This window comes from Mesorhizobium sp. M0854 (assembly GCF_040319815.1).
In the GTDB taxonomy this organism is placed as follows: domain Bacteria; phylum Pseudomonadota; class Alphaproteobacteria; order Rhizobiales; family Rhizobiaceae; genus Mesorhizobium.
In genome coordinates this window covers 57775-69540 of sequence record NZ_JAMYOL010000026.1, presented here as the reverse complement: position 1 = coordinate 69540, position 11766 = coordinate 57775, and the positions used below count along the sequence as shown (strand labels likewise).

The following is an 11766-nucleotide window of genomic DNA, read 5'->3' as shown; positions in this document are numbered from 1 at the left end:
GTCACAGCTGAAGTCGATCGGGCTCGAACCTTATGATTGCCTCAATCCAGGACTGATGGACTATATCGCCACCTGGACGGCCAAGAGATCCGGCGCGTTGCCGGCCTAACGAGTGATCAGACACTATCTTTGGGGGCCGGACGAAATCGCCCGGTCCCAGGCGTTGGAACGAACGCAGGCGAGCGTGTAGACGGACACGCTTCGTAAGTCATTGCTGACGTGCTGTCAGCCTCGGGGGGCGCTGGGCTCAACGGGAATACGCTGAAATTGGTCCAACCGGATCGTATGGCTCTTCAAGATCAGCGACTGCGATCAGTTGGTTCTGGCTTGGCGCGGCCCAGATCGTCGACTAGCTTGGATATCGCGGGCAAAGTCGCGCCCAAAGCGCGATGGCGGCAAGGTGGTGCTCCTTACCAGCACGATTATCGAGCGCCTGGCGTGAACGGCGGCACCATCAGCTTGCTGCGTTTTGTCCAGGAAACCAGCCCGTATACCAGGCGACGCCAGACCAGCCGATACCATCGGTGCGGCCGCGAACAAGGCGGGCGTCGGGGAAGCGTCGTGTGGCGGCCGGCAACAGTGCGAAAGCCAGCGGTCACTGGCTGTCACGCGAAGTCGGAAGGCGGTCACGACCTGTCTCTGTTTCAATGGATCCGTCGCCGGCACATTCGGCCGATTTGGGCCACCGGGCAAGGCAATGCATTTCAGAACGGCCACATCTGCCGCGTGGCGCGGCGGAAATCATGGCCACATTCTGCTTTAGCCGGCCAAGATGGCAATGTACTATTTGCCAATAAGCTGGCCATGGTTGCAGGACTATTCTAGGCCAGACCAAACCGAAATGAAGCTGATGACCGATCGCGCCAGGTTCCTGATCATTGACGACCATCCGCTGTTTCGGGAGGCGCTGCATAGTGCCGTGCAGATGGCCTATCCGGAAGTCGACACGGTGGAGGCGCGCTCGATTGCCGAGGCGCTCGAGCTTCTGACGGATGCCAAGCCGTTCGACCTGGCGCTGCTCGATCTCAGTATGCCCGACGTGCATGGGTTTGACGGGCTGCTGCAGCTCAGGACGCGTTATCCGCGCCTGCCGGTGGTCATCGTCTCCGGCTATGAGGAACCGAAGATCATTTCCGAGGCGCTGTCCTACGGTGCGGCCGGCTTCATCCCGAAATCGGCGCGCAAGAGCGACCTTGCGGCCGCCATCCGCTCGGTGATGGAAGGCGCGATCTATGTTCCCGAGACTTATGAAGGCCGGCCGCGCGATGCCGACAGCACCGACCGCGCCGAGATGGTGCAGCGCCTGGCCACGCTGACGCCGCAGCAGCTCAAGGTGCTGCAGATGCTGCGCCAGGGCCTGCTCAACAAGCAGATCGCCTACGAGCTGCAGGTCGGCGAGACCACCGTCAAGGCGCATGTCTCGGAAATCCTGCGCAAGCTCAACGTCTACAGCCGTACCCAGGCGGTGATCGAGGTCTCGAAGCTCGACAATGCCGAGCTGTTTCGCGATCCGGCGGGGTTTTGAGGGGTCGGTGCCGATGCCCCTGCAAACGAAGCAGCAAGGCGCTGCGATCAGGTGAATGTCTCAAAGGCGTTTGATCTGCTGCTCCCTATCCGAATGATATAGACGAAATGATTTCTCTCGTTTCGCCTACCTCATCGATGAGATCGTATTCCTCGCCTTGCGCGAGGTAGGTCACGAACGCAAAATCGTTTCCATTCGACAAATACCAGGCCAATAAGGGTTGATCTGTAGTCCGCGACGAAACGCCAACACACATTACGTCGCCAAATTTTCTCTCAAAAATCCGCTCGACATCTATGAAATTGTTTCGACAAAACTCGACCATAAACGTTCTAAGAACATCGAAATCTGCATTTGGCTTTTCCCGCTTCGATATTTCGCAATAGAGAATTGAAGGGTGCCGCCGGCATCTGATTCTTTAAACTAAGGTAGGCGGCGATCCCTCGGGGAGGTTGTCAGTTATGTCTTCCCATCCGACGGGCAAGTCAAAGGTGCCGTAGAACTGCACTGTCATTGTGGGTTTCCCGGGGCCCCCTCAGTCGCGCATGGGCATGCCCGGCATAGTCACCGCACCGCGTCGGCGCGCATAAGCGTCACCCTTGTTATCCGGTTTGCATGAGCGTGATATGAGATATGTATTGAATGATGCGCCTCGTCGAAGCGGTCCCAAGGGCCGTATTCACCCAAAAAAGGATCTCTCCGTGCCGCGCCGCTTTTTGAGGGCACGCCAAAGATATTCAGCACGTCGTTGCGACTGGATGAAAAGGGGATATCAAGGAGGTCTCGATCCAAATTGTCAGCTTCTATGAATATGGTGTCTATTTTTTCATCGCGATCGCAGATGAAGGAAAATTTGTGACGCGCAGAAACGTAATCTATGCGGATTTCCGGAAGATCATGATCTACAGTTCGTTTGAATTTCCAGGATTCAAAAGGCGGTGACGTCAAAAGAGATGACGCCGGTTTTCCCAAGTAATCGAGGATCGCGTTAGCCATTCTCTAAGCCAGCAGATGCGCCAGCAACGCCCTCAGTTGGGCCGGCTTCAGAGGCTTGCGCATCAGCTCGATGCCGGCGGCGCGGGCGGCCTTGGCGACACTTTCCGAGCCGTCGGCGGTGACGATCAGCGCCGGCACGGCGCGGCCGAGACAATCACGGACTTTGGCGATTGTGGTGGTGCCGAGGTCGCCGCCGTCGAGATGTTGGTCGGCTATGACAATATCTGGCAACCAGTCGGTGTCGCCAAGCATGTCGAGCGCGTCACCGGTCGAGGTGGCGGGGCGCACCAGGCATTGCCAGCGCTCGAGCAGGGAGGTCATCGCCTGCAGCACGTCGATGTCGTTCTCGACCAGCAGCACCCTTGTGCCGAACAGACCGTAGCCGCGCGGCCGCTCCATGTCGACGGTGCTGGCGATTGGATCGGCCGTGTCGCCGATCCCGACCGGAACGTCGATATGGAAAATCGTGCCATGTCCGACCTTCGACGAAAACGTGACGGGATGGCCGAGTGCCGCGGCGATGCGGCGCACGATGGCCAGCCCCAACCCCAGCCCGCCGGCGGCAAGCCCGGCATCGGTCGGGATCACGCCGCGATGGAATTCCTCGAACACCGCCTCGCGCTGGTCGTCGGGGATGCCGCAGCCGGTATCGGCGACGTCGATGCGGATCGTGTCGCCGCGATGCCTGGTGCCGACCAACACGCCGCCCGAGCGGGTATAGCGCAGTGCATTGGACAGGATGTTCTGCAGGACGCGGCGCAGCAAGGTTCGGTCCGAACGAACGAGCGCATCGACCGGCCGGAACTTCAGCGTCAGCCCCTTCATCTCCGCGACCGGCTGAAAATCCGAGCGCAGAGACGAAAACAGCGTCTCCAGGCTGACATCGGTGATGTCGGGCTGCACGACGCCGGCATCGAGCTTGGAAATGTCGAGCAAGGTGCGGAGCAGGTCCTCCATCGTCTCCAGCGATCGCTCGACCTGGCGGACCAGCTTTCTGCCTTCCTGGCTGGTCTGTACTTCAGCAAGCGCCGAGACCGACAGATGCGCGGCGTTCAGCGGCTGCAGCACGTCATGGCTGGCGGCCGCCAGGAACCTGGTCTTGGACAGGTTCGCCAGCTCGGCGTTTTCCTTGGCTGCGCTCAAGTCGATGTTCGACTGCTCCAGCCGGCGCAAGGTCGAATGCAGCTCTTCGGTGCGGCTGCGCACCCGGCTCTCAAGCGAAATGGCGGTCTGGAACAGCGAAAAGGCATTGCCTTGCTGGTCCATGGAACGCTCGACGCGGCTGATCAGCGCGGCGTTGATCTTCTTCAGCCTTTCCAGGTCGTCGATGTTCCTGAGCGGCATCCCGGATTTCCTACTCCGCCGCTTCGGCCGCATTGCGTTCACCGAAGGCGATGCCGGTGAAGGTCTGGTTCAGATGCATCGAACGGTACTGTTCGCCATAGGTGCCGAAGCCGAGGACGTTGTTGACCTTGTAGAGTTCCGAAATCTCGCGATAGACCTGCCGATTGCGCGCGTCGAGCCGGCGCAGCACGCAGTCGAAACCGAGGATCAGGTCAATGCCGCCAAGCCTTTCGCTGACGTCGCTGAGCGCGGCGCGGGTCGCCTCGACCATGTCCTTAGGCTGGGCGACGGCAAGCACGACACCATCGTCGATGGCGCAGAAGAACGACAGCGAGCCGTCCGCGTGCATCTTCTGGATTGAACGGCAGTAAAATTCGCCGCCGACTTTCACCACCACCGGATGCGAGGCAAAACTCAATGGCGTCAGCATCTGCGCGACAACGCCGACCGAGGCGGCATATTCCTCGGCGGCAACGGTGGCGTTGAATTCGCGCACGATGCGATGGTCGGGATCGGATGCCGTCACCACCAGCTTCTCGTCGGTGGGAACGAAATTGTCGGTCTTGAACACGTGGAAAGGAATTTCCGTGGTGACCAGCACGATGATGGCGCTGTCGGAGGTCACTTTGCCGTTCGAGATCAGCCGTGTTGTCTCGAATTTCAAATCATCGCCAGCCGACCCACCGATCAGTGGGATGTCGTCGAGCCCCCAATGGATGGCGGAGGTCACCGCTTCTTCGGCATAAGACAGGCCGTCGATCAAGCAGAGCGCGAAAGTGGTGTCGGCCCGCTCGTGCCCGAGGCGCTCGTGTAACGAACGCCTCAGCGCCTCGACTTCGCCGGTAATCCCGTCCATGCCTGATGAGGACAGATTTTCGATCATGGTGCTGGCTGCCGAAAACGATACGGAGGGAAGCAGCATAGCCAGGATCTGGCCTTCCTCCAGCCCCTTGGGCGTTATCTCACCGGCTGTCGAGCAGCCGGCATAGTGGAGCGCCGGCGCGTGGGTCTTCAGCGCTTCCGACAGGGCGACGGCCTCTATGAGGCTCTGCGAGAAAAACAGGAGGGCAAACCCGGCGTCAATGGCCGCTGCTTCCGCTGCCACCGCCCGGGCGAACGCATCCGCGTCAGATTCGTCGGTCGTGAGCACCGAAACGCCGCATGCATAGCGCGTCCGTGACTTGGCCAGCGGCTTCCTCCTCCATTTCCTCCAACGCTCTTTTTGTGCGCGTCTGGCGCGCCGGCGTCGAGGTCATTGTTGTCTTGAAGCGGTGCTTTGGCAATGAGCCAACATGATGGATTTGAAGTTTCTGCCGTTTGACGGCGTCCGCGCAGCCGCTCACAGACGAAAGGCGCATCGCACCGCCATCCGTGCAACGAAGGCCCAGCTGAATTTGCCGCAGGCGAATGTCAAGGCTCGACGTGCCAAGAATGGGGCAGGATATCGCGGTTAGCCGTTGCCGCTTTGGACAGGGTGTTAGTCTAGCCTGGCGGTTGTCGTGGTCAATCCGGGGCAGGTGACAGCCTACGCCAATGCGCTCGGCAAGCGGGCCAGGACCGACACCACCGATGCTGCTGTAACGCTGCCTTCGTTGGGTCGAGCAAGCGGCAAGTGCCCGTTGCGCGGCACCGAAGCCGAGGCCCTGGCCGGGCTCGTCGCTCGCCGCCGTCAGATTGTGCGGATGATCGCAGCCGAGAGAGCCATGCCCGCACCGCCATGGCAACGCAGGCACCAAAGAGCATCCAGCCAAAAGGAAAAAGACCGGCTGGAGAAGGTGTTGTTTCGCGGTTATTTCCGATCGCTTAGACTCAATTAGGCGACTTTGAGATCTTTCATCGCCTTTTCAACGACATCCTTGATCGGCCTTGATACATCTTCGGCAGCCCTGGTCGTCACGGCCTGAAATTCCTTGGCCTGCTCGACGGTCTTTTCGAGCTGCGTGCGCAAGAAGGCAGTCTGCAGTTCGATGAACTCGGACGGCGACTTCACGGCAACCAGGGCTTCGAGGTGCGAGAAGCCGGCTTCGGCATTGGCGCGCAGAGCAGCAATTGTCTTCAGCGACAACTCGTTGCCGACGGTCTTGGCGGTTTCGAAGCTCGACTGCAGAGCCTTCTGGGTCGTCTCGGTGCCTGACGCAAATTTCGCATAGGCTTCTTTCGACTGCTCGACGCCCTTTTCGGCGACAGCGCGGACCTGGTCGGCAGCCTTCGACGCGTCGAAGGTGGGGAATGCGGTATTTTCAACGGTGTCAGCAGTCTTGGCCATAGTTTCCATCCTGTCCGGTGGACGGCCTTTCACAAAAGCCGTCTCGTTCATTTACGAAACTGACGTTACGGCATTTATAGTGCATTGCAATATTTTTGTGCGACGCACCATCCCTCTTCCAGCGTTCCGAGGGGGCATGCGGAGGGTCGGTGGCATCTCGAGATCGCCGGTTCTGCAGGAAGAACTCTTCTGGACGGACCCCCTGATCCAGCATAGCCTCGCAACAGAGCACGACGTTTTGCCACCTGCATATCTACTTCAGCCGCTATTCGGCAACCGTCCAAGTCTACGTCAACTAAAGCGTTAAATTCGTGCGCCGCAAACTTTCAGTCGGCGTACCCGCTGGGCACAAGGCGATCGCTTTCCTTAGCGCGCCATCGAGAAGTTGGCTCGATATGGCGGTGGTTGACGCGAAGGCGCGCCTCTACCGCTTCCAGTGTGCCGTGAAGTGACCACCCCTGGTGGTCTATCGGTTAGCCAAGTTCCGGATCAGGGCGGATGCCTGAAGAAGACAACCGCTTCCTATCATCCAGGCATACAGTCCCACATGATCCGACGGGCTGAAGCCGGTGGGCAAATGCACGATAGGCATTCGAAATGACTTATCGTCGATCACCAACCCAACGGATCGAAGATCCGGTGGCACGTTTCCGGGAATTGCCAAAATTGGGGTATCCTTGTCCCAGACCAAGCTTGTCGCCAGCGACTCTTCATTATAGGCAACCGAAACATCCGCCCTGTGCCCCGCTGGGCGCCAAAGCTCCAGTTTGAGGTCATAAACGCAGCCTGTCAGACCATTTTCGACCGGCACCATCCAAGGTTCCAAGGTGGCGGCCGTCGTGTCGGAAACGCCACGAGATCCACCTATGGTTTGGAGCTGACCAGTGGCATTCCCCAATAGATCCGAAATCGCAGTCAAACTCGAAGAAGCGCCTGCCGCCCCGTTAGACGTTGATCCAGAATCCGATGCGTCGTCGGTCACCACAATATCCGCGGGTCCCGGCAACGCAGTGACCGAGCCATCGTCACCCATCAAAGTGACAGTCGATCCACCCTCGATATGCACGAGGTCGCCCAGTCTGAACAGTTTGCCGAGCTGAGGGCTGTCCGCGGGAGGATCGACAGCGACAACGACATACTCGCTGGCCGCAAGAGCGCTCGAGCAGGAACCAACTGCTGCGATGGCCGCAGCCAGTAGGAAAATGATTTTGGGTTGCCGATACATGACGCACGTTCAACCATACGCTTGTTTTACTTGCCTTCAAGATAGATCCTATCGCCAGCCTCACCCTGCTTCAGTCTCCCAAGGTGATAAGCAACGAGGCCATCGTTGGGATATTGAATGGCCAGCGATGCAAAGGCAGCAGCGGCAGTCTTGTCGCGCGCGGACATCAGCAAGTAAGCTTGCGAGTAAGCCTCCACCATCTCGCGATTCATACGCCCGTCTTCCAGCAACTCGAAGGCTGAGATCCACTCAGTCTTGCCTTTCAGACACAACACACCGGACGGCCGAAGCAGGTAGTCATCGGAAGAGTTCGCCACCTCCTCGCTGATGCAGTTCACGGTACCTAGAAACTTGTTCGCGCCTTCGAGCCTGGCAGCGGTGTTCACCGTATCGCCCATGGCCGTGTAGTTGAAGAATCGATTGCCCCCAAAATTTCCGACAACTGCAGGTCCTCGATGGACGCCGATACGAGTGACGCCAACGTCATGGCCTCTAGACTTTAGATCTGTCCGAAATCTTCGAGACATCGCGACGGTAGCAAGCGTTAGTTTTAGGGCCCTTTCGGCTTGGTCCTCCTGCACACCCGGTGCGCCAAAAAAACCAATGACTGCATCGCCTATTAGTTTGTCTATCGTGGCGCCATGTTCAATGAAGAGACCACAAACCGCCTCGAGGTATTCATTCAGAACCGTAGCAAATACCTCTGGTTCCGTCCGTTCGCCCAAACTGGTGAATCCCTCAAGGTCGGTGAACACGCACGTTATCAAGCGTTCGGATCCGCCGAGGCGCAGTGACGCCGGCTTGCTGACTAGCTCTGCCACGACTGCCGGGCTGAGATACTGAGAGAACGCGTTCTGGACGAAACGCCTTTCTTTCGAGTCCCGGTGCCATGCCAGAATTGCGACGAATCCGGAGAGCCCTAGCAGCAGCATCGACGGCGCGACCATAGGTAACAGAATTCCGGCCTTGGCAAACGCGGTTGCTTCTAAGATCAAAACCGAAACGACTGCGCCGATGATGACCACAGGTTTCACCAACACTGATATGCGGAGCCAAGCGACCCAGATGCAGAGCGCCGTCGCGAGAACGAAGGGCGCAAACGCCGCCACCGCCTCTGGCGTAATGATTTTGTCGCCCTTGATCAATCTCGCCAGCGCATTGGCATGAATAACGACACCCGGCAGCGCTCCGGCAACAGAGCCGTTCAGCACGGCAAAGGGGGTTGCATGACGATCCTGCAGCGGGAGGTCAACGCCGATCAAAACGAACTTCCCGGCGAACCAGGCCGGGGGCGCGAAAGCGGCGGCGTGCGCCGGATATATTGTAAATCGTGCCGGATGAATGCCTGTAGCCCGATAGTAGACCATCTTCTCCGCAGCCTGCGATGCCGATATGCCGGCGGTCTGCGCGAGCGCTGATGCAAAGCTACGTTGCCAGTTGCCATTCACCAGGCGCCCTGGAAATTCTTCCCGCACAACCCCGTCGACCCTATCATGAGACAGGGCCGCTAGTCCGCGGATGGCGCTTGGCGCGAAGCGACTAAGGTACGACAGTTGCTTGTCGGTAAGGTCGTCCTCGTGTGATGCAGATGCGACAATTACGGGACTTTCGGCCGCCTCGATAACCTCAGCCAGGCGCCGATCCTTCTCCGCCTCGGTTGGCTGATCGAAAAGCAAGTCAATGCCTATTGTTCTCGGATGAGCTTTATCGATTTTCTGCACGAGGTCGGCCAAGGCACCCCGATCCAGCGGCGATCTATAGGGAAATCTTTCCAAGGTCTGCTCTGTGATCGTCACGATCACGATGTCTGTCGGGGGCGCAACGAAGGGCGAGATGGTCGTCATCAAGACGTCGCGCAGCAGTTTCTCGCCCGAGGGAGAGAATGTGGCAATGCAGGCTCCCAGAATGAAAAAGAATCCGAGCGATGCGAGAAGGCGCCCTTTTTGAACCTTTCCGATCGGCGTGAAGACGGCCAAGCTGCGTGCAATCCGTTTCGGTGTCTATCGGCGTGAGTTTACACAGCATAGACCGCCGGCGAAGTGAGGGCTAGCGGTAGGCCCTTCGCTAAGTCCGTTGGATTGTCCAGTAGTGGGTCAGTTTGAAATTTGAGGGCCTCGACGCGGCCGTCGCCTTCGGACGTTGGCTCATATATGCTTAGCGGAACGCATGGGAGGGAAGGATGCGTGTCACAAGCCTGTTTTTCCTATTAACCGGTCTCACGATGCCAATTGCAGCCTTCGCTCAAGGCGAAGTATCGGTCGAACGAGGGTTGCAGGTATCAATCATCGGCGGGTGTCACGATTGCCATACCGAAGGCTACAGCGAAACAGAAGGCAAGATTGATCCTGAAAGGCTTTAATGGGCAACTCGGTCGGTTGGCGCGGTCCTTGGGGCACGACCTATGCGACCAATCTTCGGATAGATGCTTCGGTAATGAGCGAGCGTGGATTCGTAGGGATGCTGAAGCGCATTAGAACGTCTCCACCGATGCCTTGGTACAATCTTCGAGCGATGGAGGAGAGCGATATGCAATCGCTCTATCAATACATTAGGTCGCTCGGCAAACACGGGAAGCCGGCCCCCAGCCGCATTCGCCCTGATAAGGAACCGACGACGCCATATGTTCAACTTGTGCCACCCCAAATGCCGAAGAACTGACAAATATGCCCAGAGCTGAGGAAGAACGGCGCCCGGTAAAAAGCGCAGCGTCAGATTTCAAACTGATCCACTACCGACTATCCGTTGGACTTGACACTGCGAAGCACCGGGCTCAGTCTCGCAAGATTGCTCCGGTTTTGTCCAGTCTATCGACTGGTGAACCCGCTGAATGAGCCGAGACTAAGGATATACAGCCATGATGGCGCTTCGCTTCGCCATTGCGCTTCTTCTAGTTTCGCTGAGCGCCCAAGCGTGGGCAGAACGGCGCGTCGCGCTGGTCATCGGTAATTCTGCCTATAGATACGCGGTTCCACTTTCCAATCCAAAAAATGATGCGGTGGATATGACCGCAAAACTGCAGGCGTTGGGCTTTGAGGTGGTTGCAGGCGAGGACCTCGATCTGAGCGGGATGCGCGGCACGGTTCGAGATTTCATCGGCAAGCTGGATGGTGCCGACATGGCGCTTCTCTTCTATGCCGGCCATGGCGTCCAGGTGAACGGCACCAACTACATGGCTCCCGTTGATGCGCGGCTATCCACCTATAACGACCTCGACTTCGAAGCCGTGCCCATGGACCTCGTCTTGTCGGCCATGGAGCGAACCACGAAGGTCAACCTGGTATTTTTGGATGCTTGCCGGGACAGTCCTTTCTCACAGAACCTTGGGCGCTCGATGGGTACGCGATCAGGGTCGGTCGGTCGGGGCTTGGCAAAGCTAGGCACGGGCGTTGGATCGCTCATAGCCTTTGCAACGCAGCCCGGGAACGTTGCGCTGGACGGCGAGGGAAGGAACTCGCCGTTCACATCTGCGCTGCTGAAGAATCTTGGTACGCCTGGCCAGGACATCTCCCGCGACCTCATCAACGTCCGTAGGGATGTGCTTGAAGCAACCGACGGCAAGCAAGTGCCATGGGACAACTCCTCGCTGACGGGCGACGTCATTTTGCAACCGTTGTCCGGAAACACCGCTGTCACGGCGGGTGCGAAAGGAGGGGACGTAGAAGTCGCCTATTGGGAGACCATCAAGGAAAAAACGGACAAGCGCTTCTTTGAGGCCTATCTCAGACAGTATCCAAGCGGCGCCTTTGCGGCGTTAGCCAGCTTGAAGATCGACGAGATCGAACAGGCAGCAACAGATCGTGGCAAAGCCCCCTCGATTTCCATCGCGGGCGTGGCGGTTGCAGAAGCTCATCCTGATTTAGATGTGACGCAAGCTTTGGCTGATCCGCGCGCGTTGACAAAGGCAACGCAAACAGAGCTAACGCGAGTCGGCTGCCTTGTCGGACAGGCAGACGGCAAATGGGGACCGGGAAGTCGGAAAGCTCTTCAAGCCTTTGCCGAGCAGCGGGGATTGAAGCTTGCCAGCCTGGAGCCGACGAAAGAGGTGTTGCGCGCAATCAAGAATATCCCAGAACGTGTCTGCGCTCCGGTCAAGGTAAAGGCTTTTGATGGCGCGTGGGCACTGACGCGGCGCGCAGGTAATTCCGCCTGCGATTACACCGAACAGTCAACGACAATCTTTATCGATGGAACGGAAATTTCCGCGATGGTGCCTTTGGCCGGAACAATCACCGCCGACGGGGCATTCGACATCTATTTAAGTTTCGTCGATGACGATGGTGCGCCAAGGCAAAACCATATCATCGGCAGGCTTCAAGGTGCGAAAGGCAGCGGTGAGTTTTCTCGAGTCGGAGGCGAGTGTGCAGGTGTCGTAAGACTTGACAAGCGTACTGAATAGGGCCGGCATTTGCG

10 protein-coding genes and 1 pseudogene are annotated in these 11766 nt (G+C 58.3%); 5 read left to right on the top strand and 6 right to left on the bottom strand.

Going from position 1 to position 11766, the window contains the following annotated elements; all coding sequences use genetic code 11:
- Both NKH99_RS26620 and NKH99_RS26615 read left to right on the top strand, forming a co-directional pair.
- Window positions 1–109, top strand: a pseudogene (locus tag NKH99_RS26620) (S-(hydroxymethyl)glutathione synthase); the annotation flags it as partial.
- A 732-nt stretch (window positions 110–841) separates the two neighbouring features.
- A complete protein-coding gene (locus NKH99_RS26615; RefSeq protein ID WP_023679211.1) occupies window positions 842–1525 on the top strand; it encodes a response regulator in 684 nt (227 codons plus the stop codon).
- Window positions 1526–2089: 564 nt separating this feature from the next.
- On the opposite strand, the gene NKH99_RS26610 is transcribed toward NKH99_RS26615, so the two are convergent.
- The 3 genes from NKH99_RS26610 to NKH99_RS26600 are packed head-to-tail and all read right to left on the bottom strand — an operon-like array spanning window position 2090 to window position 5015.
- Window positions 2090–2521 carry a DUF6392 family protein gene (locus NKH99_RS26610; protein WP_352503405.1) on the bottom strand — a complete coding sequence of 144 codons (432 nt, stop codon included), beginning with the start codon at window positions 2519–2521 and terminating at the stop codon, window positions 2090–2092.
- 3 nt (window positions 2522–2524) lie between these two features.
- On the bottom strand, window positions 2525–3865 hold the full coding sequence (locus NKH99_RS26605; RefSeq protein WP_353016491.1) for an ATP-binding response regulator: 1341 nt from the start codon (window positions 3863–3865) through the stop codon (window positions 2525–2527).
- 10 nt (window positions 3866–3875) lie between these two features.
- A complete protein-coding gene (locus NKH99_RS26600; RefSeq protein WP_353016489.1) occupies window positions 3876–5015 on the bottom strand; it encodes an FIST N-terminal domain-containing protein in 1140 nt (379 codons plus the stop codon).
- A gap of 367 nt (window positions 5016–5382) precedes the next feature.
- On the opposite strand from NKH99_RS26600, the gene NKH99_RS26595 reads away from it, so the two are divergent.
- Window positions 5383–5682, top strand: a complete 300-nt coding sequence (locus tag NKH99_RS26595) for a hypothetical protein (RefSeq protein ID WP_352850654.1) — start codon at window positions 5383–5385, stop codon at window positions 5680–5682.
- Here the strand turns inward: NKH99_RS26595 and NKH99_RS26590 are convergent.
- The 3 genes from NKH99_RS26590 to NKH99_RS26580 form a co-directional block, all read right to left on the bottom strand.
- Window positions 5679–6140 carry a phasin gene (locus NKH99_RS26590; RefSeq protein ID WP_352503409.1) on the bottom strand — a complete coding sequence of 154 codons (462 nt, stop codon included), beginning with the start codon at window positions 6138–6140 and terminating at the stop codon, window positions 5679–5681. The two genes, NKH99_RS26595 and NKH99_RS26590, sit on opposite strands and share 4 nt — an antisense overlap.
- Before the next feature lie 457 nt (window positions 6141–6597).
- A complete protein-coding gene (locus NKH99_RS26585; RefSeq protein WP_353016487.1) occupies window positions 6598–7356 on the bottom strand; it encodes a hypothetical protein in 759 nt (252 codons plus the stop codon).
- A 26-nt stretch (window positions 7357–7382) separates the two neighbouring features.
- A complete protein-coding gene (locus NKH99_RS26580) occupies window positions 7383–9332 on the bottom strand; it encodes a CHASE2 domain-containing protein (protein ID WP_353016486.1) in 1950 nt (649 codons plus the stop codon).
- Window positions 9333–9535: 203 nt separating this feature from the next.
- Between NKH99_RS26580 and NKH99_RS26575 the strand changes: the two genes are divergently transcribed.
- Window positions 9536–9715 (top strand): hypothetical protein, encoded by a 180-nt coding sequence (locus NKH99_RS26575; protein WP_352541904.1) that lies wholly within the window; start codon window positions 9536–9538, stop codon window positions 9713–9715.
- Between the two features lie 495 nt (window positions 9716–10210).
- Complete coding sequence (locus tag NKH99_RS26570; protein ID WP_352541905.1) at window positions 10211–11752, top strand: caspase family protein; 1542 nt, start codon at window positions 10211–10213, stop codon at window positions 11750–11752.
- The last annotated feature ends 14 nt before the right edge of the window (window positions 11753–11766 follow it).

Bases quoted from the DNA above. Each gene is read 5' to 3' on its own strand.
- NKH99_RS26615 (WP_023679211.1), top strand. From the start codon at position 842: ATGAAGCTGATGACCGATCGCGCCAGGTTCCTGATCATTGACGACCAT.
- NKH99_RS26610 (WP_352503405.1), bottom strand. From the start codon at position 2,521: ATGGCTAACGCGATCCTCGATTACTTGGGAAAACCGGCGTCATCTCTT.
- NKH99_RS26605 (WP_353016491.1), bottom strand. From the start codon at position 3,865: ATGCCGCTCAGGAACATCGACGACCTGGAAAGGCTGAAGAAGATCAAC.
- NKH99_RS26590 (WP_352503409.1), bottom strand. From the start codon at position 6,140: ATGGAAACTATGGCCAAGACTGCTGACACCGTTGAAAATACCGCATTC.
- NKH99_RS26585 (WP_353016487.1), bottom strand. From the start codon at position 7,356: ATGTATCGGCAACCCAAAATCATTTTCCTACTGGCTGCGGCCATCGCA.
- NKH99_RS26575 (WP_352541904.1), top strand. From the start codon at position 9,536: ATGCGTGTCACAAGCCTGTTTTTCCTATTAACCGGTCTCACGATGCCA.
- NKH99_RS26570 (WP_352541905.1), top strand. From the start codon at position 10,211: ATGATGGCGCTTCGCTTCGCCATTGCGCTTCTTCTAGTTTCGCTGAGC.